Here is a 24,368-nt window from a genome sequence, read left to right on the forward strand (position 1 = left end):
AGGTTGATTGTGCTGACGGTTCGGGGGTGCTTGTCAAGGCGGGAAAGATGCCTTGACAAGCACCCCCGAACCGCAGGGGAGCTTCGTATCGGGGTGCGGGGGAGGTCTGGGTGCCTCGCTCGTTGGGTGCATCGGCTGCGGGGTGGGGCTGGGTGCTCGGTGCGTGGGTGCGTCGGCTGCGGTTGGTGGGTGGGTAGCGCCCCAATGTGGCATTGGGTGCGTGGGATGCACCCAATGTGGCGTTCGGTGCGTCTGACGCACCCAATGCCGCATTGGGGCGCATCGGAGTTGGTCGTGCGGGGAACCCTGACGGAATCTGGGTTCGTGAGGGTTCCCCTCACGTACTTCGCCGAGGCGGGTTCGGCGGGTCAGCGGGTTCGGGGTCGTCGTCCGGAGCGTCGGAAGACGACGAAAAGCAGTCGCAACCCCGCCAGTGCGCTGATCATCAGCAGGTTGTAGCCGAACACGTGGTTGAGCGTCAGTCCGGGCACCAGTTGCGGGCCGCTCGAGCTGGACAGCAGTAGTACGGCCATAAGTCCGGTTGCGATGCCGACCAGGGCCAGTAGCACCTCGTGCACCAGGCCGGTCACCAGGTCGCGGTCGCGTTCGTCGGAGAACAGGCGCATGTTCACCGACAGTCTGCCTTCCTCCAGCGCCGCGCCGATTCGGTCGACGCGGCGGGGGAGGCGGCGCAGCACTGGCAGCAAGGCGGTGAATTCGTCGGTGACGGTGCGGCGCAGGGTGTCCGGGCGCAGGCCGATGCGTTCGGTGGCGAATGCGCGGGATTCGGCGACCAGGTCGAAGTCCGGGGCTAGCGTCGCGAGGGTGCCTTCCATCGTCGCCAACGCGCGGAACACCGCGGCGATCGGCGGCGGGACGGCGAGGCGGAAGTCGGCGATGACGCGGAACAGGCCGGTGAACAGGTCGAGACCGGGGCTCCGGCCGGGGCCGAAGTGTCGGGCCAGCAGGGCGCCGAGGGCGCGTTCCAGGCGTTGTTCGTCGAGGTCGTCCGGGCGGTTGACGATTTCCAGCAAGCCGTCGCGGACGCCGGCTGGGTCGCCGCGGTCGATGGCGGGCAGCAGGGCTTGCAGGCCGGCGCGCAGGCCGGTGTCCAGGCGGCCGACGGAGCCGAAATCGAGCAGGCCGAGGGTGCCGTCTTCGAGCAGCAAGACATTGCCCGGGTGCGGATCTGCGTGGAACACCCCGCCCAGCAGCACCTGGTCTAGCAGGCCGCGCAGGAAGGTGCGGGCGAGTTCTTCGCGGGAGTGCGCGGAACCTGTGGCGAGCGGTTTGCCGTCCAGTCGGCGCATCACCAGAACGCGCTCTGTGGACAGTGCTTTGTGGACAGTCGGAAGCGTGACGCCGGGGACCGGATGTGCGGCGATGGCGTCGATGTTCGCGGCTTCGGTGCGGAAATCGAGTTCGTCCTCAAGGGATTCGGCGAAGCCGTCGGCCAGTTCCCGGACACCGAGCGAACGTGCCCAGCCGGCGCGTTCGTACAGTACGGCGGCGAGGCGGCGGACGATGTCGATGTCGCGTTCCACCTGCTCGCGGATCCCGGGCCGCTGCACCTTCACGACCACCTCGGCGCCGGACCGCAGCCGGGCGCCGTAAACCTGCGCGATCGACGCTGCGGCAAGGGGTTCGTCGTCGATGTGGGCGAAGGCGGTGACGTCGATTTCCTCCCGCAGCAAAGCGCGCACCTCGTCTTCGGGCGCGGGCGGGACCTGATCGTGCAGCTTGCTGAGTTCGCGGATGTACACCGGCGGCAGGAGATCGGCGCGGGTCGAGAGCAGTTGGCCGAGCTTCACGAACGTCACGCCGGCTTCTTCCAGTGCCAGCCGCAGCGATCGCGCGAGTTTCGCCGAACCGTCGGGTCCCGCGGTGCGGCGGCCGGTGAGGAACGAGCCGAGGCCGTGGCGGATGGCGATGCGCATGATCCGCGAGTAACGACGGGCGCGGGACGCGCGGGATCGCAGCGAGCGCATCCGGGCGAACAGTCCCGGTCCGCCGGACGGGACCGCGAGTTCGGCGACGAACAGGACCAGCAGGGTCACCGCGAGCGCACTGCCCGCCAACGGGATCAGCAGTCCGATCGCGGCCCCGGCGTTGGTGAGCACGGCGATCGGGAACAGCCGGACGGCGGTGCCCGCGACGAGCCAGCCGGCCAGCGCGGCGCCGAGCGCCCGGACGAGACCGACGCGCACCCCGAGCACTTTGCGGGCCGCGGCGACGAGCGGCCACAGCACGACGACGTAGGCCACCAGGCCGAGCAGCAGCGTTTGCATGCCGAAGAGCACACCAGCACGGCGGCGCGCGCGGATCCAGCCGGGGCGGGACGGGCCTCCCTCTCGCGGGGGAGCGCCCTACTTTCGGACGTAGTCGGCCCCGGTGGTGAACTTCTAACGTCATCGAGCGGACAAAGGGTTGCTTGCTTTCCCCGATGAGTACGGAGGACACGATGCACGCACGAGGGTTCCGGCGGATCGCCGCACTGGCCACGGTCGCCGCCGTGCCGCTCGGCTTCGGCCTGGCGACCGCACCCGCCGCCTCCGCCGCCGCGGCGACCACCGTCTACTACAGCTCGGCAGGCGCGCCGGACTACGTCGCGCAGATCGACCAGGGTGCGGCGAACTGGAACGCCGCGGTCACCGACGTGCAGCTGGTCAAGGACGAGGGCAAGGCGACGATCACCATCCACGAGGTGCACAGCGGCGGCTCGTACACGCAGACCGACGGCCACGGCAACGGCGACGTCTACCTGGACACGAGCCAGGTCGCGGAGGGCTACGACCCGACCCGCATCGCCGCGCACGAGCTCGGGCACAACCTCGGGCTGCCGGACCACTACGAGGGGCCGTGCACGGAGCTGATGTCGGGGCACGGTCCGGGCACGTCATGCACCAACGCGAAGCCGGACGCGCAGGAGTCGGCGAAGGTGCAGCAGTTGTGGGCCAACGGAGTCCGCGCCGCGGGCACGCGGGTCACGACGACTGTCTACTGAGGACTGCGCGCAGGCCGGAGCGGACCCGGCCTGCGCGTTCTCATTCGGCTTGCTGCAGGAAGAACAGACACGAGCAGGGACGACGATCTCGGGCCGGGTCACGACGACTGTCTACTGAGGACTGCGCGCAGGCCGGAGCGGACCCGGCCTGCGCGTTCTCATTCCGCTTGCAGCACGAAGAACAGGCAGCTCGGGCTGACGCACAGCATCCGGTAGTCCTCGGGGAACAGCTTTTCCGCCTCCGGCACCGGTTTCGGCTCGCTGAGCACCGCAATCCGGAACCCGGCCGCGGTGAATGCGTCGGTCATCGCGTGCACCGGCCGGTTCCAGAAGCTCATCGGCATGGTGCGGCCGTCGATTTCCCAGGTCTCGGTCCACTCGTAGGTGGCCGAGTAGTCGGTCTGCTGCCCGGCTTGCCGCTGCAGCAGGTGAATGGCAAAAGGATGGTCGACCACCACGATCAGCCGTCCGCCGGGCTTGAGGATGCGGTGGAACTCGCCGAGCGTCGGGCCCCAGTCTTCGAGGTAGTGCAGCACCAGTGAGGCGACGACGTCGTCGAACGCGTTGTCCGCGTAGGGGAGCGGCTCGGCCACGTCGGCGACGCGCAGGTCCACGTCCGGTCCTAGCCGCTCGCGGGCGATCTCGAGCATGCCGCTGCTGAGGTCGAAACCGGATACTTCCGCGCCGCGATCGCGCAGCGCGACGGTCAACGGCCCGGCGCCGCAGCCCGCGTCGAGAATCCGCCGCCCGGTCACGTCCCCGGCCAGCGCCAGCACGGCGGGCCGCTCGTAGTAGGCGTTCTGGATTTCGGTGTCCGACCATCGGGTGTAGGTGTCGGCCAGCAGGTCGTAGTCGTTGACGACGGTGCTCTCTTCAGGAGGCATGCGGTCCACGGTGCCAGAAAATCGGCCGCCGGGTCCCGCCCTGGAGGGAGGCGTCCGCTGGCGCCGCCTGCCAGGATTGGCGGGTGCGTTTCTTCCGTCCGCTGGTCAGCGGGGTCACCTATCGCCGGTGGGTGTACTTGATCCTCGGCGCCGCGCTCAGCGTGCCGTACCTGCTGCTCGCCATGGTCGCGATGCCCGCGCTGGTGCCGTTCGCCACGACGATGGGATGGGCGAGCCTCGCCGGGTTCGTCGTGATGCTCGTGGTGCTGGCCGCGACCGCGTTCCTGCCCGCGGTGCGCGTCCTGGAGGCGGCGGCGGTTCGGGAACTGCTCGCCCAGCCCGCGCCGGGACGCGGACGGCTGCGGTGCGCGACGATGTTCGTGCTGCACGTCGTGACCGGTCTGTGCACCGGTCTCGCGACGCTCGCGGTGCCCGCCGGGTTCGGCTTCGCGATCAACGCGGTCTTCACCGGTCGGCTTGTCGACACGCCGGATTTCCACCTGACGGTTCCGCGCGGCTGGGCTTCGGCGTGGCTGCCCGCGGCGTTCGTGGCGGCTTTCGTCGTGCTGATCTACGTCGTGTGGGGCCTCGGCGGAGTGCTGCGCCGCGTGGCCGCCCGGTTGCTCGGCTGGTCCGCCGCCGAACGCATCGCGCAGCTCGAACGCCGCACCGACCAGCTCGCCGAACGCACCCGGCTCGCGCGCGAACTCCACGATTCCGTCGGCCACGCGCTTTCGGTGGTCACGCTGCAAGCCGGGGCCGCGCGGCGGACGTTGCACACCGATCCCGGTTTCACCGAGGAAGCGCTCACCGCGATCGAGGAATCCGCCCGCACCGCGCTCGACGACCTCGACCACGTGCTCGGCCTGCTCCGCGACGAAGCACGCGACCGGACGCCGCACGCGGGTCTCGCCAATCTGCCCGCGCTGATCACCGTGACGCAGCAGTCCGGGACGGAGTGCCGCTACGAGGTGCACGGCGACATCGCCGCGGTGCCGGCGGTGGTTTCCCGCGAGGTGTACCGGATCCTGCAGGAATGCCTCACCAACGCGGTGCGGTACGCGGGCAAGGTGCCGGTCACCGTCGCGCTGACGGTCGCGGACGGGCAGCTGCGGGCGGCGGTCGCGAATCCGCTCGGCTCGGCCCGGCCGTCGCGCGCCCGCGGCGGACGCGGTCTGCGGGGCATGGCGGAGCGGGCGGAACTGGTGGGTGGCAAGCTGTCCGCGGGACCGGTCGGCGATAACTGGGAGGTCGTGGTGACGGTGCCGTGGGGGAACCGGTGAGCGTGCGAGTCCTGCTGGTGGACGACGAACGGCTGATCCGGGCCGGGCTGCGCGCGATCGTGGACAGCGAACCGGACCTGACCGTGGTCGGCGAGGCGTCCGACGGGGCGGAGGTGCCGGGGCTAGTCGGGCAACTGCGGCCGGACGTCGTGCTGATGGACGTGCGGATGCCCGCGGTGGACGGGATCCGCGCGACGGAGCATCTGCTGTCCACTGTGGAGGATCCGCCGAAGGTGATCGTGGTGACCACCTTTGAAAACGACGACTACGTGTACGACGCGCTGCTCGCCGGGGCGAGCGGATTCCTGCTGAAACGCGCGCGCCCGGAGGAGATCGTCGCCGGGATCCGCACGGTGCTGGCGGGCGATTCGCTGTTGTTCCCGGCCGCGATCCGGGGCATGGCGGCTCGCCGCGCGCCGGGTGCCGCCGCCTCGCTGGACTTCCTGACCGAACGGGAACGCGACGTGCTGCGGCTGATGGCGGCGGGACTGTCCAATGGGGAGATCGCGGCGGAGCTGTTCCTGGGGCTGCAGACGGTGAAAACGCACGTCGGGAATGTGCTGTCGAAACTGGGCGCGCGGGACCGGACGCAGGCGGTGATCCGGGCGTACGAGTCGGGATTCGTCAGGCCGACCGGCTGATCGCGACGTCCCGGCCGATGCCGCGCAGGACTTCGACGCGGTCGCTGCCGGGGCGGCTGAGGACCCAGCTCGAACCCGGCACGGCCTTGGCGCGTTTCTTCAGCGGTGCGAGAAGGCGGGAAGCGTCCCGATAGGACGGAATGGCGCCGCTGCCGCACACGAGCGTCGCCAGGGAAACCGTGACCGGCATGCCCTCGGCGGACCAGTGCGTGTCCAGCAAAGCCGCGGCGACCGTGCCGATCTCGTCCACGTCGCACACGATCAGGAAGTCGTCGCCACCCACGTGGCTCACACGCATCCGCGGCAGCCGCCGGGCGAGGTCGGTGAGCGTTTCGCCCAGGGCGCGGATCAGGTCGTCGCCCGCGGCGAAACCGGCGTTGTCGTTGACCGATTTGAAGGCGTCGACGTCCAGCCACGCCGCCACGAACTGCTCGCCGCTCGCGATCCGGCGTTCGACGTCGCGGGCCGCCGCTTCGCTGCCCGGCAGCCGGGTGAGCGGGCTGAGCGTGACCGCCTCCTCGACCTTCGCCTCGGCGACCCCGCGCACGACCTCGGTCACCAGCACCACGCCGAGACAGTGCCCGGACGCGTCGACCACTACGACGTCGTCGCCGGTGCGGCCCCAGTCGGCGTCGGTGACCAGTTCGAGGAATTCCAGCGCGCTCGCGCCCGCCTCGATCAGGTGCGGTTTGTCCGCCAGCCGGGCGGCGGGCCGCTTCGCGTGCAAGGCGTGTCCGTACGGACCGGTGATGGTGACGAGGAACCGGGTCCGGTCGACTGACCACTGTGGACGGTTGTCCGCGTCGACGCCGACCACGCCGCTCGGCGCGTCCGCGGCGGCGAGCACCTCGCGGACGTCGTCGCACGTCGCGTCGACCGGCAGGGTTGTCGCTGGGCGGAGGAAGTCGCCGACGCGCGGGGCCTGCGGCGGCGCGGGCGTGCGCCGGTCCTCCGGGATGACCGCGCCGGAGGCGGGCGCGGACCGGTGCGCGGCGGGCGGCGCGAGCAGGTTGCCCTGCGCGATCCGGACGCCGAGGCTCTGTGCGGCGTCGAGCTGCGACTCGGTTTCGATGCCGGTCGCGACCAGCCGGGTGTTCGTGCGCGTCGTGAAGTGCAGCAGCGCCTCGACCACCGCTGTCGACGCCGGGTCGCCGGGCAGGCCGCGCAGCACGCTGCGGTCGAGTTTCACCAGGTCCACCGGCGACTGCGCGAGCAGCGCCAGCGGCAGGTCGCCGCGGCCGAGCCCGTCGAGCGCGAGCCGGAAGCCCTGTTCGGTGAGCGCGCGCATGCCGTCGAGCAGGCGGCCGGTGGGCAGGTGCGTGAACGGCGGCCCGACCTCGAGCACCACGTCGCGGGTGCGCCGTCCGGCCGCGCCGAGTTCGGCGATCAGCTCGTCGAACGCCTCCAGCGGCGACGCGAGCGTGCGGGCGGAGACGTTGAGGTGCAGCGGGAGCGCGCTGGGCCGCTCGGCTTCCTGGCGCACCGCGGCGGCGGCCAGCCCGAGGTCGACCTCGGTGAGCTTGCCCGCGCGGCGGGCCTCGGCGAGCAGTTCGTGCGCGGTGCCCCGGCCCGGCCGGGCCAGCGCTTCGTACGCGACGACCCCGCCGGTGTGCAAGCTGTACATCGGCTGGAAGGCGAATCGGACCGCACGCAGCGTCGTCACGGACGCGATACTCGCACCGCCGAAGGGGGCCGCGAAACCGTTGTCAGCTGATGTTCACCGGCGCGGCACTTCGGCCACCGGATCGGAGTAACAAAATGGTTTTCCCGTTCGCTCGATCGGGCAAGGCAAAAATCCCGGCACGGGCTCAGCCGAGCAGCCGCCGGCGCAGCCGGGCCGGGGCGGTGCGGAACAGGTTTGCCATGGTCGAGGCGGTGCCGAGCAGGTCGGCGCGGCCCGAGGTGAACGCGCGCTGCGCCGGGATCGGGAGCTCGAAGAACAGGTCGAAAAATTGCGCCGACTGAGCGGGTGACATTCCGCACAATGCACGGAGTCCGTGGCGGCGCAAGGCATGCACAGCACGGGCTTCCGGCGGCCACGATGCCTTCCGGGCAGCGCCGGCCGCGGCCGCCGGACCTGCGTCGAACGCGTCCGCCAGAGCTTCCGCGACGCGAGGCGCGAGCTGCAGGGCGGTCGCGAGGCTGAAACCGGTCGCCGGGTGCACGAGCGCGCCCGCGACCCCGAACGGCACCGCCTGGCCGCGCTTCGGCAGCGGGACGTCGAGCACGATCCGCACCTGTTCGACACGGCCCGCCGGGCGGATTCCCGCTGCTTTGAGCCGCGCGTGCAGCCGCTGGGCCAGTTCGGACACCGGGAGCCCGGGTTTGCGGGCCAGCGAGGTCTCCTCGACCAGCACGGAGCCGTCGCCGAGGGGCAGCAGGTAGCGGAAGCTGTCGGTGCCGTCGCGCCAGTCCATGAAGACAGCGGTGTCGGGCGGGGCCAGTCGCTCGGCCTGGTCCGCGGGCAGCACGAGCCCGTACGCGGTCTGCTCGGCGCGCGGAGCCCGGAGCTTGGGCGCACCGGACGCGTCGACGAACACAGCGGCTGCGAGCCGTCGACCGTCGGCGAGCAGGACCGTCGAACCGTGCGGACCGTGTTCCGCGCCGGTCACCTTGCCCGTGATCACCTGGACCTTCGGTTCGGTGAGCCACTCGCGCAGCCCGGCGTTGTCGAGCACCCGGTAGGCCCGGTCGACGCGGTGCTCGCGGGTCCCGAACGCGAGCGTCGTCGCCGGAGCCGCGGCGATCGCTTTGTCAGGCAGCTCCGGCACTTCGTCTGCCCACAGTCCGTAAGTGTTCGGCCACTTTCGGTGCGGATCCGGGTCGAACACGGCCGTTTCCAATCCTCGCCGGGCGCACGCGGCCGCCAGCGCCCGTCCGGCCGGGCCGCCGCCCGCCACCAGCACGTCGGTCATCCCGCAATCCTGCCGGACGGCCGGATACGGTGGGACACATGGACGAGACCGATCCGAGGGCAGCGCGGCGGGACCCGCAGGACGGGACCGGCGGGTTCACCGATCTGGCGACCAGCCCGTTCCGCGTCGACCGCGACCGGATCACCGCGTCGCCGTTCTTCGCGCGGCTCGGCGGGGTCACCCAGGTGGTCAGCGCCGGCGGCGCCGGGCTGCTACACAACCGGCTGACGCACAGTCTGAAGGTCGCGCAGGTCGCGCGCGGGATCGCGGAGCGGATCACCGGATCGAGCGAGTCGGCCGAACTCGCGGCGAAACTCGGCGGCTGCGACCCCGACGCGTGCGAGGCCGCCGCGCTGGCGCACGACCTCGGGCACCCGCCGTTCGGGCACCTCGGCGAGCAGATCCTGGACCGGATCGCTCGGCACCGGTTCGGCCTGGCCGACGGTTTCGAGGGCAACGCGCAGTCGTTCCGCATCGTCACGACGACCGACGTGCGCGGCCCGTCCGCCATCGGGCTGGACCTGACGACCGCGGTCCGCGCCGCGGTCCTGAAGTACCCGTGGGCGCGGCTGCATTACCCGCAGCCGCATCCGACCGCGATGCCGCTGCCCCCTCGCGGCGCTGCCGAGCCGGACGACGCTCCCGGCACCGGCGCGAGCAAGTTTTCCGCGTATGTCACGGAATTGGACGACTTCGAGCAGTCGCGGGCCCCGTTCGCCGGCCGGATCGAGCCGTGGCAGCAGACGGTCGAAGCGTCCGTTATGGACACTGCCGACGACATCGCGTACGCGATCCACGATCTGCAGGATTTCCACCGCATCGGCGTCCTGCAGCACGCCCCCGTCGCCGCCGAACTGGGGGAGTGGCTGGCGCACGCGGTCGAGCTGGCCTCTTTGGACGATGCCCGGCTGACCGCGGAAATTCGCCGCCCAGGCCGTTCCCTGGAGCGGATGCGCCGTCGCATGCACCTGAAGGACAGCTGGATCGTGGACGACGACGCCTTCGCCGCGGCCGTCGCCCGAGTCCAGCGAGAACTGGTCGACGGCCTCCTCGCGGACGGCTTCGACGGCTCGACCGAAGCCGAACAAGCGACGGCCGCCTTCTCGGCGAACTGGATGGCGCGGCTGGTGGACGGGGTGTTCGTCCTGTCGTCGCCCCCGACCCGGTCCGGGCACGTCTCGTTGCGTCCCGCGCAGTGGCACGAGGTGCAGGTCCTGAAGTTCGTCCACCGGCGGTTTGTGTTGCTGCGCCCCGATCTCGCCCTGCACCAGCGCGGCCAGGCCAGTCTGGTCACGACGCTGGTCGACGCGCTGGACGCGTGGCTCCTGGACCGCGACGAGGCTTCCCGCTTGCCGCGTCGGCTGCACGACCTGATGGAACTGGCACACGGCGAGTACTCGGACCTCGCCCGGGTCGCGCCGGAACTGCTGGTGGGCGCGACGGGCGAACGAATCGAGGGCGCGGACGCGGTGCGCGGACTGGCCCGGGGACGCGCGGTCGTGGACTTCGTGGCTTCGCTGACCGACAAGCAAGCGGTGACCCTGCTGGACGCTCTGTCAGGCCGGTCGAGCCAGCCTTGGTCGGATTCCTTTGTGCTGTAAATAGGTTGCGTTCGCCGGGGCCGGTCAGCACGGTAGGCAGATGCCGTTGACGATCCGGGACGCCGGCGCCGACGATTGGCCGGGGATCTGGCCGATCATCCGGGACGTGGTGACCGAGCAGCAGACGTTCCCCTACGACCCGGCGATGAGCGAATCGGAAGCTCGCCAGCAGTGGCTGGTCGCAGCCCCGGCGCGGGTCGTGGTCGCGGCCGACGGGGACCGGGTGCTGGGCACGGCGAACATGTACGCCAACCGGCCTGGCCCGGGCAGCCATGTCGCTTCAGGAAGCTTGATGGTGTCCAGGGACGCCCGAGGCCACGGCGTCGGACGGGCCTTGGTGGTGGACTTGATCGCTTGGGCACGGCGGACGGGGTTCGCGGCGATTCAGTTCAACGCGGTGGTGGAGACCAATGTCCATGCGGTGCGGTTGTACGAGAGTTTGGGGTTCGTGACATTGGGGATCGCACCGGGGGCGTTTCAGCATCCGGTGGAGGGGCGGGTGGGGTTGCGGATCATGTGGCTGGAGTTGTGACTCGTTTCGCGGAGGTTTTCGATCTCGGTGCCCGATTGCCGGGCCAGGTATTCGGGATACCCCAAGGGGGATCCGCTGTTCTGCGAGTACGACGCGGTGCCGGCTCCGGAATTTGGACGTCGTCGCGGGGACGGGGCTGTGCGGACAGTGAGGCTGCTCAGGCGAACGCGATCCAGCGGCGGAGGTTTCCAAGCTTGCCGGACGCCGCGGGAGCACCGGAGTCGTATTTCACGATGGCGTCCTGCGGGTGCGGACCGGTGCCGGATAAGTACGCGGCTGGACTAGCAGTCAACTAAGGCGGCCAACGAGCAGACCTGGCACGGATCAAAGCTCGCCGATCGACTCGCCCGCAGATTGACGGACGGGCTCGGACCGAGGCTAGTGGTCTAGTGCGCGCAACATCCCGAGAAGCCCCTGCAAAGGCTGCAGTTCTGCTTCCGACTCCGGGTCCAGGTCAGGGTTGAGGTGCATGAGGTTGTTGCGGAAACTGGCTGCTTTCCGCAGTCGTTCAAGGAAAAGCTCTTTGTCCAAGCTCCATCGAGCCGCGCTCCACGTGTTCTCCGATTTGAACACATGCGGGTATTCGCCGATGGTGAGGTCGTCAGCGTCGCGTACTTGCGCTGTGCGGTACGGGCGAAGCTGTCGGTGCACTTGCTCAATGCTGACGGTGTTGTCCTTGAGCAGTTTGCCTACGATGCGACGCAATCGGCGTTCGATCTCTGCGATCAGCAGGAACGGACGCAGCTGGCTGCCGAGCTGATTGGTGAGATCGGCTGTGGTGACGATGCCTTGCACCCTGCGGTCCTGGCCCCGGACGAAGATGAATCCTCGGCGATAGATCTCGGAGATCCAGTCGAGAAGGTCGTCTTCGCCGTCTGCTTCTCGTGCGGACAGGACGGCGTCGGCGAGCGTCGGCGCAGCGCTCGACAGGTGCGCAAGGCCGATGCTTTCCCAGCTGACCGCTCCCCGTAGCTGCCGATTCTCGTCGAGGATCGGCAGCTGAGAGTAGTTGTCCATCGCCATCTTCGTCATCGCCACGCTGAGCGAGTCGCTCGATTTCACAAAGCTGAGTGCGACTTCGGCGGACGGCAATTGTTTGATAAGGAGGGCAACCGGCTGATCCTCCGGTGCCGGCTCGTCCGGCAACTCGGCGGCGGTCGGCACCGGGACTCCAGCGTGCGGCTCGGTACCGACGGGGACGATCGAGATCCGACTGTTGATGCTGCCGGCGGAGAACGGCGGTTTGGTGGACAAGCCGCGTTGTGCCAGCTCGCTGCGGACCTGCTCGACGACGGAGGGCCAGCGGCGGCTGTACCCCCAGATGCCCAGTAGTTCCCGCACGGTCAAAGTGACCGCGTCGCCGCTGTCTTGCGCTGCCGTTACCAGCTCCTCCAGCCGCTGCGGAGATGCGACGGTGGGCCCGTCGGCATCCGAATCCGGCGGACCCGGGTCTTCTCCCTGCTCGGCCAGAATCGCGATACGCCGCGCCGCGTCGTTGCGGCTCAGTTCGAAGACGGTCAAGAGCGACCCCATGCTGTCGCGCAGGTCGGGTCGGACTGAGTCGCGGGGCAAGTCGGTGCGCTGCCACTGTACTGGCCGTCGGTGCCGAAACCCTTCTGGCGCGTCCGCGTCATAGCTGTACGGGCCGGTCACCACACCTAACGCCAGGCAGCGGGGTCCGTTGCCGACAACAGGCATGACCACGAGGTCGTCGATCGCGATTTCTTCGCGGAATCGCCAGAGCTGGCCAGTCCAGTTCGCGATGACTTGAGGGCTGAGATCAGGATAGGTTTCGGTCAGCAACGACCGGAGCTGTTCGCGATCGCGTATGTGCGAGAGGTCTTCGACTTCCTCCCAGCCTGCAATGACGAAGCCGTCGCTCAGGGCAGTCTTCTCACGTTCGCCGTGGCTGCCAGCACGAACCATCCACGCGTGCACTTCGCAACGTCCCCCTCTGTCGGCTGCCCGGTGCCAGCGACCAGCGTAATGGTCCATGATGGGTCGTGGCAATCCCCGGTTTTCAGAGCTCATGTTCTGGCGGTGAAATCCGCCGGAGAATTCTTTGCGTCAAATTCGTTGATTCATTTCGTGAGATTCCTGGAAATATAGAATCGGATAAGCTGTAAAAGTTGTTTTTCAGGAGTCGCCCAGGGGGTCATTTCGGGTGCTCTCAGGGCCATTCAGCCCAGGGAGCCGCCGCGAGTGCGGTACGGCAGGGGAGGGTTCGCTCGCAGTCTCCGTCGGTGCGCCACCAGTGATAGCCGGATCGGCGGTTGGCTCCGCCGAACGGCCTACGACGTCCGGCTGGCAACGGATATTGCCTCACCAACGTCACTCCAACGGCCGTTTTTCCCGGACAGAAGTGGTACTTAGCTGGATCCAGCCGGTGATCACCGGCGTTGGCCAGCGTGAGTCGGGGCACGCGGTGCGAGATCGGAGGGCGCACGTGCGTCGTACCCGTTCACCTGGAGCCTCGACAAGAAGACGGACGGGCGTGGTCGCCGCGGCGGTGCTTGCCGCCGGGCTGGTGGCACCGCCCTTGGCCGATGCGCAGGAGTCTACTGTGGACTCCACCGCGAACAGTCAGATCGCCGCATTGCAAGCGGTGAAAGCAGGACAGACCGCGACTGAGTCCAAAATAGACAGCAAACTGCTCGTCCAGGAGAAGATGCGCACGCGGAGCCTGAGCGCGGCCGCGTTGCCCGGAATCGGCAAGACCGCGGACAAGGCACTGGTCGACATCCGGGTCACGAAGGTCAGCGACGGGCTCGTCAACGACCTGCGCAAGGCCGGGGCCGAGGTGCGTGCGGTGTCGAGCACGGCGGCGAGCATCCGGGCCGACGTGCCGTTGGCCGCATTGCCGGAGATCGCGAAGCGCGGCGATGTGAAGCACGTCGAAACCGCGGATCAGGCGATGACGGCGCGGCAGCGGGAAAACAAGAACGGCACGGAAACCAAGCAGCAGAAGGCCGATCGGATCGACCGGCAGCTCAAGGAAGCGATCGGGACCAAAACGCAGGTGGTCAGCGCGGGCGACCGGGCGCACAACGCGGACACCGCGCGTCAGCAGTTCGGCGTGACCGGCACCGGCGTGAAGGCGTGCGCGCTGTCCGACGGCGTCGATTCCCTGGAGGTTTCCCGCACCAAGGGTGAGCTTCCGGCGGTCGATGTCCTGACTGGACAGGCCGGCAGCGGCGACGAGGGCACCGCGATGCTGGAGATCATCCACGACCTCGCGCCGAACGCTAAGCTTGGTTTCGCGACAGCGTTCACCTCCGACGCGAGTTTCGCCGACAACATCCGCAAGCTCCGTTTCGAAGCGCATTGCGACGTCATCGTCGACGACGTCATTTACTTCAAGGAATCCCCGTTCCAGGACTGGATCATCGCGCAAGCGGTGAACGACGTGACGGCCGACGGCGCGCTTTATTTCTCCTCCGCGGGCAATGAAGGCAATGTCGCCGACGGCACCGCGGCGCACTGGGAAGGCGACTTCGTCGATTCGGGAGTCTCGATCGGCAAGTTCGCCGGCACCGCGCACAACTTCGCGGGCGCAGCCGGAAAGCAGGTGTACGAACCGATTTCGGACGCGTCGTCGGCCAGCATCCCGGTGACGCTGCACTGGTCCGACCCGATCGGCACGGCCGCGGACGACTACGACCTCTATCTCCTCGACGCGCGCGGCAACGTCGTGAGCTTCAGCCAGGACGTCCAGAACGGCACCCAGGACCCGTACGAGCAGCTGGCCACCCCGCTGTTCGGCGGCACGGGGCTGCGGCTCGCCGTGGTGAAGTTCTCCGGGGCGAGCCGGTACCTTTCGCTGACCGCGTTCGGCAGCCGGTTCCGCGATTCCGCGGACGGGCTCAAGGCGTACTCCACGCCGGGCGCGGTCGTGGGCCATGCCGCGGCGCGCAAGGCGTTCGCGGTCGCCGCGGCACCGGCCGAGGCGGCGTTCGGGCGGCCGCTCGAACCGGGCGACCCGGCGAACCCGACCGGACCGTATCCGGCGGCGTATTCCGCTGCCAGCAAGGCGGAACGGTTCAGTTCGGACGGTCCGCGGCGCATGTTCTACGAAGCCAACGGAACGCCGATCACGCCGGGCGACGTGTCGTCGACCGGGGGAGAGGTCCGGCAGAAGCCGGAAATCACCGCGGCGGACGGCGTGCACACGTCGGTGAGCGGGTTCGACCCGTTCTTCGGCACCTCGGCGGCCGCACCGCACGCGGCCGCGATCGCGAGCCTGGTGCTGTCCGGCAATCCCGGACTGTCCTCTTCGGACATTCGCGAGGCGTTCCTCAAGACCGCGGTGGATATCGAAGCGCCCGGCACGGACAACCTCACCGGGGCAGGAGTGCTGCTGGCGGACAAGGTGCTCGCGTACACCGGAGCCAGTCCGCAGCCGTACGCGGAAGCTGGGCAGCCGACGGTCCGCGGACCCAGCGGCGGCAGCACGCTCAACCCCGGTGACACCGCGACTGTCACGCTTCCGGTGAAGAACACCGGCGACGGCACCGCAGTCTCCACGAGCGTTGTGCTCACTTCGCCGACCCAGGGCGTCACGATCGAGCCGAGGGCGAAGTCGTACGGCACGATCAGCCCGGGACAGACCGGAATCAACGACTTCACCGTCACGGTTCCGGCAAGCCAGCAGCTCGGCTCGCCGGTGGTGCTCACCGCGAAGGTGACTTTCGCGGGCTCGTACTCGCCGCGCACCAGCACGTTCTCGCTGCCGGTCGGCACGCCGTCGCCGGTTTCGCAGGCGTTCGCCTACGCCGGTCCGGCGGTCGCGATCCCGGACAACTCGCCGCTCGGCGCGTCGGTCCCGCTCGTGGTGAGCGGCGTCGGTCCCGCGTCGAAGGTGTCGCTCTCGATCGACGGCGCCACCTGCACCACGGCGGAGAAAGCGACCACGGTCGGCATCGACCACACCTACGTCAACGACCTGGTCGGCACGCTGACCTCGCCTTCCGGCGCGACGGCGACGCTGTTCCAGAAGGGCGGCGGCAGCGGGAACAACCTCTGCCAGGTGGTCTTCGACGATTCCGCGACCAAGCTGTTCAGCTCGACAGGGTCCGGGGACGCGCCGTACACCGGCACCTACCGGCCGGTCGCGGCGCAGAGCCAGCTCGGCGCTTCGGCGGACGGCACGTGGACGCTCAAGGTCGTCGACACCACCGGCGGCGACACCGGTTCGATCCGCAGCGTTTCGCTGCACGTCAACGGGTACGTCTCGGCCGGGCATCCGGCGGACGTGCACAAGACGGTGACCACCGGGCCGGTGCGGCCTCAGCTGGCCTAAGCGATGCGGGGCCGTCGCACCGCGCGGCGGCCCCGTACCGTTTCCGGCATGGCACGGCAGGTCGCAGGCGGCGGACGGGCGGTGGAAGTCCCGCCCGAACGGCTCGACGGCTGGTTCGCGCGCTTCGCCGAACGCAACCACGGCGTGCGTACGACCGTTCTCGCCGCGACGCACGTGCAAGTCACCGCCGAGAACGGCACCACAGCTACCGCGACTGTCCCGTTTGGACCGTTGAGCGAGCGAGGCGAATACTCCGGGCTGGCCGTCGAACCGTTGCTTCGCCACGTGCAGACACCGCGACTGATCGCGCTGCTGCTGGTCCGAAAAGGCGGACACTCCCTCGGACTTGCCTACGACGGCCGCGTAGTCCTCTCCCGAACCGATCGCCACCACGTGCAAGGCCGAACCGCGGCGGGCGGCTGGTCGCAGCAACGCTTCGCCCGCCGCCGCGAAGGCCAGACGCGGGCCGCGCTCCGCTCAGCCGCCCAGGACGCGTACGAGGTTCTACTGCCTCGACTGTCCGAAGTGGACGCTGTGGTGCTCGGCGGAGACCGTCGCGCGCTCGACGGACTGCGCTCCGACAGACGGCTCGCCGAGTTGTTCGACCGGGCGGAGCCGCGGGTGCTGGAGATTCCCGAGCCCGGCTATGAGGTGCTGGCCGAAGCAGCACAGCGAGCGCGTGCCGTCCACCTGGTGGTGAGGGATCGAACACCGGGACCCGAGTGAATCCGGACACGGCCGCGAAAACCGTTCGACGCCGACCCGTACACTGGGTTCGTGGTCAACAGGGCATTGGTGCGGATCCAGAGAGAGTAGCCGCCCGCCCCGCATCGCACGCGGTGCCGGGGCGCTCCAGCACGTCCACCTGACCGCCCCCGTATCCGGGAGTTCTCTTGATCACGGCCACTGGCCTTGAGCTGCGCGCCGGTTCGCGCATCCTGCTCGACGGCGCCACCCTCCGCATCCAGTCCGGCGACCGCATCGGCCTCGTCGGCCGCAACGGCGCGGGCAAGACCACCTCGCTGAAGGTCCTCGCGGGCGAGGGCGAACCGCACGCCGGCGACGTCCGGCGCAGCGGCGAACTCGGCTATCTGCCGCAGGACCCGCGCGAGGGCGACCTGTCGGTCACCGCGAAGGACCGCGTGCTGTCCGCGCGCGGGCTCGACACCCTGCTGCGCGACATGGAAAAGGCGCAGACCTCGATGTCAGAGCTGGTCGACGACAAGCAGCGGGACAAGGCGATCAACCGCTACGCGCGGCTCGAAGAGCGGTTCTCCTCGCTCGGCGGGTACGCCGCGGAGAGCGAAGCGGCGCGAATCTGCTCGAACCTCGGCCTCGCCGACCGCATCCTGTCGCAGACGCTCAGCACGCTGTCGGGCGGTCAGCGCCGTCGCGTCGAGCTGGCGCGGATCCTGTTCGCCGCCGCCGAGGCGGGCGCGGGCGGCAAGTCCGAGACGATCCTGCTGCTGGACGAGCCGACCAACCACCTCGACGCCGACTCGATCAACTGGCTGCGCGGCTTCCTCAAGCAGCACGACGGCGGGCTCGTGGTGATCAGCCACGACGTCGAACTGCTCGGCGACGTCGTGAACAAGGTCTGGTTCCTCGACGCGACGCGCGGCGAGATCGACATCTACAACATGAGCTGGCAGCGCTACCTCGACGCGCGCGCCACCGACGAGAAGCGCCGCCGCCGCGAGCGCGCGAACGCCGAGAAGAAGGCGTCCGCGCTGCAGGCGCAGGCCGCGAAGCTCGGCGCGAAGGCGACCAAGGCCGTCGCGGCCAAGAACATGGCCCGGCGTGCGGAGCAGATGCTGTCCTCGCTCGACGAGACGCGCCAGGCGGACAAGGTCGCCCGGATCAAGTTCCCGGACCCGGCCTCGTGCGGGCGCACGCCGCTGACCGCCGACGGGCTGTCCAAGTCGTACGGTTCGCTCGAGATCTTCACCGGCGTCGATCTGGCGATCGACCGCGGCTCGAAGGTCGTCGTGCTCGGATTGAACGGCGCCGGAAAGACGACATTGCTCCGGCTGCTCGGCGGAATGGAAACCCCGGACACCGGATCCGTCGAACCGGGTCACGGATTGCGTTTGGGCTATTACGCACAGGAACACGAAACGCTCGACCACGACGCGTCGGTGTGGGAAAACATCCGCCATCTCGCACCGGACACCGGCGCGCAGGAGCTGCGGAACCTGCTCGGCTCGTTCCTGTTCACCGGCGAACAGCTCGACCAGCCCGCCGGAACCCTGTCCGGCGGCGAGAAGACCCGGCTCGCGCTCGCTGGACTCGTGTCCAGCCAAGCCAATGTGCTGCTGCTCGACGAACCGACGAACAACCTGGACCCGGCCAGCCGCGCACAGGTTCTCGACGCGCTGCGCAGCTTCGCCGGCGCGGTCGTGCTGGTGACGCACGACCCGGGCGCGGTCGAGGCACTCGAACCCGAGCGCGTGATCCTGCTTCCGGACGGAACCGAGGACCACTGGTCCGCGGATTATCTGGAACTTGTCCAGCTTGCCTGACCGAGTGCGTCCGTTCGGGTGCTGACCGTGTCGGGCAAAGCACTGGAATGGCCCAATGTGATCGCGGTTTCGATCGTTTTACGGCTGTCGTCTGGCAATCCGGCGCGTAGTGTTCGATCATTGCCCCGGCAGGGGCCGTGAATGGCCCGGAACAACCACTCGGCGGGAAGGCGATCGACGTGGCTGATCTCAAGAAAGGCGCGCGGATCACCGGCAACACGCGCGACAAGCTGGCCGCTGACCTGAAGAAGAAATACGAGAAGGGCTCGAGCATCCGGGCTCTGGCCGAATCCACCGGACGGTCCTACGGGTTCGTCCACCGGGTGCTGTCGGAGTCCGGGGTCCAGTTGCGGGGGCGCGGCGGGGCCACGCGAGTCAAGAAGAAGTAGCGTCAGCGCGGCCGCTGCGCGGGGGGCGCACGGTCGGAGAGGTCGTCCGGAAGGTCAGCGCGGCGCCGAGGAGTACCAGCGGGTACACGAGGTAGCCGTACCGGGTGGCCGGAGTAAGCAGGATCAACGCGCCGAGTCCGACGGCGGTTCGCGTCAGTGCAGCGGATCCCGTCGCGGGGGGCCGGCGCGCCAGCCAGATCAGCATCGCCACCGCCGCGACACCCACCAGCACCAGGGAAATCACGGTGCCGGCCGGTCCGGCCTGCGCGATCAGATGCCCGGGCAGCGGGCTCGCCGCGGGGGAGCGGACCGCGCCCATGCCGAGCGGGAAGCGGATCACGTGCTCGGTGAACGCCGCCGGGTTCGCCAGATACACCGGCAGATGCAGCGCGATCGTCGCCGCGGCCAGCGCGCCCGCGAAGCGACCTGTTGCCGCCCAAGGATTTCCGCCGCGAGCCCGCTGCCAAACGAAGACCGCGAGCACCGCGGCGGCGGGCGCGACGATGAGTTTCGCGCTGATCACCAGCGCCAGCACGAACCCGGTCCATCCTGGACGCCCCGACGCGGCCAGGGCGAACGTCAGCACGAGCAGGCCCACGATCGCGAGGTCCGGTCCGGCGACCGCCCAGGTCAGCGCGGTCAGCGGACAGGCGATCGCGAGCTGTGCGGCGAAAACCGGGATCCGGGGCCGGTTCAGCAGCCGCCAGGACGCGTACGCGCAGAGCACCGCGGCCAGCGCGAACATCCACCGCGCGTCGGTCAGTGCATTGAGGACCGGACTGCCGCCGAACAACGCGCGCGGCAGCCCGAAAACGGTCATCACCGGGCCGTACGGCGTGTAGTCGTTCACTTCCGGTGCGCGGTGGAGCGCGGTGATGTCGATGTACGGGGTTCCGTTCCGCAGCAACAGGTCCGCGCTGCGTTCGATCACCCACACCTCAGGCTGCGCGGCCCAGGAGAACGGGGTGATCAGCCAGTCCGTTCCGGTCAGCCGCCGGATCACGAGCGTCACCAGCGGCGCGCACATCGCGAGCACGACAACCGCGCCGATACCGATCCAGCGCGACCCGAATTTGCCGTTAGTTTGCATTCCGCGGCGCGCGGAAATCGTCAGCCAGGCGCTGCGCGCGGCGGCCAATCCGTATCCGGCGACGGCGAAATTGCCCCAGATCCGATAGCCGTAGAACTCCGAAGCGAGCGCGGTGCCGAGCGCGAAGGCGAAGCAGCCGAGATAGAAGACGAGATCCCAGGCGGCGACGCGCACGGGATGGGCTTCCCCGGCACGCGCAGGGGCCATCAGCAGTTGCACCCGCGTTTCCTCCCCGGCTCGCCGACCCCGAAACGCCAGGCTACCGAGCCGGGCCGCGCCGGATCCCACCGCCCGTGGCCCGCACCGGCCCGAGGTCCGTGATCGGAATCCGAGTCCCCGGGAAGTCCTTCGCGGACATCGGGAAGAATGCCGGGCGTCCCGGTGTTGTGCAGGGCATCTCCGGAAAAAAGTTCAACTAATCTAGAGGTTTTCACGAGCTGGGGGACACTCCGATGGACAACACCTGGGCGCTGCTGAGCTCCGCGATGCGGGCGGGCGACGCGCCGAAAGCGCTGACCCGAGGCACGGTCCGCCGGGTCGCGCGGTTCGCCCGGCCGCACTGGAAGCGGCTGCTGGCCTTCCTGGTGCTCACCGTGATCTCGGCGGTGCTCGCCGTGACGACGCCGGTGCTCGCGGGCAAGGTCGTCGACGCGATCGTGGGCGGGCACGAGCTGAACGTGGTCATCTGGCTGTCGGTGGTGATCGCGGCGCTCGCGATCCTCGACGCCGGGTTCGGTCTCGCGGAACGCTGGCAGTCGTCGCGGATCGGCGAGGGCATCATCTATGACCTGCGCGTGGCGGTGTTCGAGCACGTGCAGAAGCTGCCGATCGCGTTCTTCACCCGCACCCGCACCGGTGCGCTGGTCAGCAGGCTCAACAACGACGTGATCGGGGCGCAGCGCACGTTCACGGCGACTTTGTCCGGTTTGGTCACCAATGTGATCCAGCTGGTGCTGTCGCTGGTGGTGATGGTGTCGCTTTCGTGGCAGGTCACGCTCGTCGCACTGGTCCTGTTGCCGATTTTCGTGTTGCCCGCCCGCAGGCTGGGCCGCCGCATGGCCGGGTTGCAGCGCGAGGCCGCGCAGCTCAACGCCGGGATGACCACGCAGATGACCGAACGGTTCTCCGCGCCGGGCGCCACGCTGGTGAAGCTCTTCGGACGGCCGCGCCAGGAGGTCGCCGACTTCGGCCTCCGCGCCGGACGGGTCCGCGACATCGGCGTCCGCACCGCGATGCTGACGCGCTGGTTCATGACCAGCCTGACGCTCGTGTCCGCGCTCGCGCAGGCGCTCGTCTACGGACTCGGCGGCTACCTGGCGCTCACCGGCAAGCTCGAACCGGGCACCGTGGTCGCGCTGGCGCTGCTGCTGACCCGGCTGTACACGCCGCTGACCGCGCTCGCGAACGTGCGCGTGGACGTGATGACCGCGCTGGTGTCGTTCGAGCGGGTCTTCGAGGTGCTGGACCTGGAGCCGATGATCAAGGAACCGGCGGAGCCGAAGAAGCTGCCCGATGGCGGGGTTTCGGTCGAGTTCTCCGACGTGAAGTTCGGGTACCCGGCGGCGGACAAGTTCTCGCTCGCCTCGCTGGAGGACGTGGCCACTTTGGACAGCCGGGGCGGCGAAGAGGTGCTGCACGGCATCAGCTTCCGCGCCGAAGCCGGGCAGATGGTCGCGCTGGTCGGTTCGTCCGGTGCGGGCAAGTCGACGATCGCTTCGCTGCTGCCGCGGCTGTACGACGTGGACGCCGGTTCGGTCCGGCTGTCCGATGTGGACGTCAAGGACCTGAGTTTCGCTTCGCTGCGCGAAACCGTCGGCGTGGTGACCCAGGACGGGCACCTGTTCCACGACACGATCCGGGCCAACCTGAGCTACGCGAGCCCGGACGTCGCCGACGACGAGATCTGGGCCGCGCTTGAGAAGGCGCGGCTGGGCGATCTGGTGCATTCGCTGCCGGACGGACTGGACACGACCGTCGGCGAACGCGGCTACCGCCTCTCCGGCGGCGAACGGCAGCGGCTGACCATCGCGCGCTTGCTGCTGGCGCAGCCGAAGGTCGTGGTGCTGGACGAGGCGACCGCGCACCTGGACTCGGAATCCGAGGCCGCGGTGGGCGAAGCGCTCACCGGCGCGCTGGAAGGCCGGACGTCGCTGGTGATCGCGCACCGGCTGTCGACCGTGCGGGCGGCGGATCTGATCCTGGTGGTGGAAAACGGGAACATCGTGGAACGCGGCACGCACGACGAACTGCTGGCTGCCGAGGGGCGGTACGCGGAGCTGTACCACACGCAGTTCGCGGAGGAACCAGCCGCGGCCTGACCCGAACGCCCCGGTGGGGGTTTCTCGTTGGCGCGGCGTCGTTGGGGCGATGCGTAGCATCGGCCCAACCGCGTAGCTTCCCCGCTCCCGCCGACGTACGTGAGGGGAACCCTGAGGGAATCAGATTCCCTCAGGGTTCCCCTCACGTACGTTCAGCGGGAGCGGGCTGCTCGGCGGGTCGCCGTAGGTCGGTGCTCCGCAGGGTCCGGACGAGCACCGCTGCCGCGAACCCAACGCACACCGCGCTACTGAGAACGCCCCAATGCCACATTGGGTGCGTCCGACGCACCCAATGTGGCATTCGGTGCGTCACCTGCACCCAATGCCGCATTGGGCGCGTGGGTCAGCGCAGTGCGGGCACCCGAGGTTCGTACTTGGCCAGCAGAGCCGCGTTCGCCGCGTCCCCACCCTCCACATTGGAGCTGCGCCACAACGGAACGTCGAGCCCTTCGGCGGTGCCGCGGTCGTAAACCTCGGCCAGGATCAGGTTCCACAGAAACGCATTGACCACAGTGGACAGTGGACCGGTGCGCGGGCCGGAGGCGGGATAGCTGGCATCGCCGGGAATCACCAGCGAATCCAGCACCACGGTGCCTTCCTCGACCAGCGTCGTGGCGGACCGGCGCGGTGCGGCGGCCACGCAGGCCCGCGACGTCACGGCGATCACCGAGGCGCCGCGGCGGCGTGCGCCTGCGGCCAGTTCGACCGGGTACGGATTCACGCCGGACGTGGAGAACACGACCAGCACGTCGTCCGGTCCCGGTGCGCGTTCGGCCAAGACCTCTTCGGCGAGCCCGGAACGGCGCTCGGTGCGCGTGCTCTGCTGCGCGCCGTGCAGCGGCAGCAGTTCCGGGTGGTACACGGGATACACGCAGGCGAGCCCGCCCGCGCGGTAGAACGTCTCGGCGACCGCCGCGAGCGAGTGCCCGGCGCCCGCGGTGAAGACCAGCGCGTCGGCCCGGATCACCCCCAGCAGCAGGTCGGCGGCGGCGGACACGTGCGCGGCGTTGGCCTCCGCGGCCGCCGCAAGCTGGTCCGAAGTGTTCTTCACGAGATCCGTGGCGCTCACCACACCTGCCCTTCCTCGCGGGTCCGGGCACCGAATCTATCGGGTGGACACGCTTCGTGGTGGATTACCGTGGAGTTGATCGAAACGGGGGTGCCGGTGAACGGGAAACGGCGGAACGGCCGGACGGATCCGGCTGTGCGGGTGTGGCGGGCCCCCGGGCAGACCCGCGCGGTGGCGCTCGTGCTGCACGGCGGGGCCGAACGCAGCACCGCGGCCGTCCAGCCGTGGCGGCTGGCGTACCAGCGGATGGTGCCGCTGGCCCGCTCGCTGCACCGCGCCGGAAAGCGGCACGGGCTGGAAGTCCGGCTGATGCGGAACCGGCTGTACGGCTGGAACGGGCGGACGGAAAGCCCGGTGCCGGACGCGCGCTGGGCCCTGGAACGGATCCGCGCCGACCATCCGGGGCTCCCGGTGGTCCTCGTCGGGCATTCCATGGGCGGCCGCGTCGCGCTGCGCGTCGCCGACGATCCCGCGGTGACCGGGGTGTGCGCGATGGCCCCGTGGACGCCGCAGGGCGAGCCGGTCGACGCCGTCGCGGGCCGCGCGGTGCTGATCGCGCACGGCACCCGCGACCGGATGACCTTGCCCGCCGAGTCCTACGCCTTCGCCGCGCGCGCCCGCGAGGTCACCGACCTGGTCGCGCGGTTCGAGATCGCCGGCGAGGGCCATTCGATGATCCGCCGTCCCGCGGTCTGGACCCGGCTCATGTGTGCTTTCACACTGGACCGGATCGGAGTGGGCGAGACGGACGAGACTCTTCGTCAGGCCTGGTCCCGCCCCTCCGGCGACCGGCTGCGCATTCCGGGGTAACCGGAGGGTGC

At 69.5% G+C, this 24,368-nt stretch carries 18 protein-coding genes; 11 read left to right on the forward strand and 7 right to left on the reverse strand.

Features of this window, described 5'->3' with window-relative positions; genetic code table 11:
• Positions 1–368 precede the first annotated feature (368 nt).
• A complete protein-coding gene (locus PUT80_RS26930) occupies positions 369–2,288 on the reverse strand; it encodes an AarF/UbiB family protein (protein ID WP_275293902.1) in 1,920 nt (639 codons plus the stop codon).
• 155 nt (positions 2,289–2,443) lie between these two features.
• Here PUT80_RS26930 and PUT80_RS26935 point away from each other — a divergent pair, with 155 nt between their 5' ends.
• On the forward strand, positions 2,444–3,004 hold the full coding sequence (locus tag PUT80_RS26935) for a snapalysin family zinc-dependent metalloprotease (protein WP_238607420.1): 561 nt from the start codon (positions 2,444–2,446) through the stop codon (positions 3,002–3,004).
• A gap of 158 nt (positions 3,005–3,162) precedes the next feature.
• On the opposite strand, the gene PUT80_RS26940 is transcribed toward PUT80_RS26935, so the two are convergent.
• Positions 3,163–3,888, reverse strand: coding sequence for a class I SAM-dependent methyltransferase (locus PUT80_RS26940; RefSeq protein WP_275293903.1), 726 nt, complete (start codon positions 3,886–3,888; stop codon positions 3,163–3,165).
• Between the two features lie 83 nt (positions 3,889–3,971).
• On the opposite strand from PUT80_RS26940, the gene PUT80_RS26945 reads away from it, so the two are divergent.
• Positions 3,972–5,171 carry a histidine kinase gene (locus PUT80_RS26945; protein WP_275293904.1) on the forward strand — a complete coding sequence of 400 codons (1,200 nt, stop codon included), beginning with the start codon at positions 3,972–3,974 and terminating at the stop codon, positions 5,169–5,171.
• On the forward strand, positions 5,168–5,812 hold the full coding sequence (locus PUT80_RS26950) for a response regulator transcription factor (RefSeq protein WP_275293905.1): 645 nt from the start codon (positions 5,168–5,170) through the stop codon (positions 5,810–5,812). Before PUT80_RS26945 ends, PUT80_RS26950 begins: the two co-directional genes overlap by 4 nt.
• Here the strand turns inward: PUT80_RS26950 and PUT80_RS26955 are convergent.
• Both PUT80_RS26955 and PUT80_RS26960 read right to left on the reverse strand, forming a co-directional pair.
• The gene (locus PUT80_RS26955; RefSeq protein WP_275293906.1) at positions 5,796–7,475 is read right to left on the reverse strand and encodes a GGDEF domain-containing protein; all 1,680 of its coding nucleotides are present in this window, start codon (positions 7,473–7,475) and stop codon (positions 5,796–5,798) included. The genes PUT80_RS26950 and PUT80_RS26955 overlap by 17 nt on opposite strands.
• Before the next feature lie 145 nt (positions 7,476–7,620).
• Positions 7,621–8,727, reverse strand: a complete 1,107-nt coding sequence (locus tag PUT80_RS26960; RefSeq protein ID WP_275293907.1) for a lycopene cyclase family protein — start codon at positions 8,725–8,727, stop codon at positions 7,621–7,623.
• Positions 8,728–8,765: 38 nt separating this feature from the next.
• Between PUT80_RS26960 and dgt the strand changes: the two genes are divergently transcribed.
• Positions 8,766–10,328: a dGTP triphosphohydrolase gene (gene dgt / locus PUT80_RS26965; RefSeq protein WP_037814706.1), complete on the forward strand. Its 1,563-nt coding sequence runs from the start codon at positions 8,766–8,768 to the stop codon at positions 10,326–10,328.
• 40 nt (positions 10,329–10,368) lie between these two features.
• Positions 10,369–10,860: a GNAT family N-acetyltransferase gene (locus PUT80_RS26970; protein ID WP_134669640.1), complete on the forward strand. Its 492-nt coding sequence runs from the start codon at positions 10,369–10,371 to the stop codon at positions 10,858–10,860.
• A gap of 378 nt (positions 10,861–11,238) precedes the next feature.
• Here PUT80_RS26970 and PUT80_RS26975 read toward each other — a convergent pair whose 3' ends face one another.
• Positions 11,239–12,798, reverse strand: coding sequence for a CBS domain-containing protein (locus PUT80_RS26975; protein WP_275293908.1), 1,560 nt, complete (start codon positions 12,796–12,798; stop codon positions 11,239–11,241).
• A gap of 589 nt (positions 12,799–13,387) precedes the next feature.
• Between PUT80_RS26975 and PUT80_RS26980 the strand changes: the two genes are divergently transcribed.
• From PUT80_RS26980 to PUT80_RS26995, 4 genes are all read left to right on the forward strand, one after another.
• Positions 13,388–16,159, forward strand: coding sequence for a S8 family serine peptidase (locus PUT80_RS26980; RefSeq protein ID WP_275293961.1), 2,772 nt, complete (start codon positions 13,388–13,390; stop codon positions 16,157–16,159).
• Between the two features lie 48 nt (positions 16,160–16,207).
• A complete protein-coding gene (locus PUT80_RS26985) occupies positions 16,208–16,885 on the forward strand; it encodes an acVLRF1 family peptidyl-tRNA hydrolase (RefSeq protein WP_275293909.1) in 678 nt (225 codons plus the stop codon).
• A 167-nt stretch (positions 16,886–17,052) separates the two neighbouring features.
• Positions 17,053–18,681, forward strand: coding sequence for an ABC-F family ATP-binding cassette domain-containing protein (locus PUT80_RS26990; protein WP_275293910.1), 1,629 nt, complete (start codon positions 17,053–17,055; stop codon positions 18,679–18,681).
• Between the two features lie 179 nt (positions 18,682–18,860).
• Complete coding sequence (locus tag PUT80_RS26995; RefSeq protein ID WP_003071237.1) at positions 18,861–19,070, forward strand: helix-turn-helix domain-containing protein; 210 nt, start codon at positions 18,861–18,863, stop codon at positions 19,068–19,070.
• On the opposite strand, the gene PUT80_RS27000 is transcribed toward PUT80_RS26995, so the two are convergent.
• The gene (locus PUT80_RS27000) at positions 19,057–20,367 is read right to left on the reverse strand and encodes a glycosyltransferase 87 family protein (protein WP_275293962.1); all 1,311 of its coding nucleotides are present in this window, start codon (positions 20,365–20,367) and stop codon (positions 19,057–19,059) included. The genes PUT80_RS26995 and PUT80_RS27000 overlap by 14 nt on opposite strands.
• Positions 20,368–20,612: 245 nt before the next feature.
• Between PUT80_RS27000 and PUT80_RS27005 the strand changes: the two genes are divergently transcribed.
• Positions 20,613–22,478, forward strand: coding sequence for an ABC transporter ATP-binding protein (locus tag PUT80_RS27005; RefSeq protein ID WP_037814719.1), 1,866 nt, complete (start codon positions 20,613–20,615; stop codon positions 22,476–22,478).
• 343 nt (positions 22,479–22,821) lie between these two features.
• Here the strand turns inward: PUT80_RS27005 and PUT80_RS27010 are convergent, their stop codons facing one another.
• Complete coding sequence (locus PUT80_RS27010) at positions 22,822–23,550, reverse strand: SIS domain-containing protein (protein ID WP_275293911.1); 729 nt, start codon at positions 23,548–23,550, stop codon at positions 22,822–22,824.
• Between the two features lie 66 nt (positions 23,551–23,616).
• Between PUT80_RS27010 and PUT80_RS27015 the strand changes: the two genes are divergently transcribed.
• Positions 23,617–24,357, forward strand: a complete 741-nt coding sequence (locus tag PUT80_RS27015) for an alpha/beta fold hydrolase (protein ID WP_275293912.1) — start codon at positions 23,617–23,619, stop codon at positions 24,355–24,357.
• The last annotated feature ends 11 nt before the right edge of the window (positions 24,358–24,368 follow it).

It is taken from the genome of Amycolatopsis sp. La24 (assembly GCF_029087445.1).
In the GTDB taxonomy this organism is placed as follows: Bacteria; Actinomycetota; Actinomycetes; order Mycobacteriales; family Pseudonocardiaceae; genus Amycolatopsis; species Amycolatopsis nivea.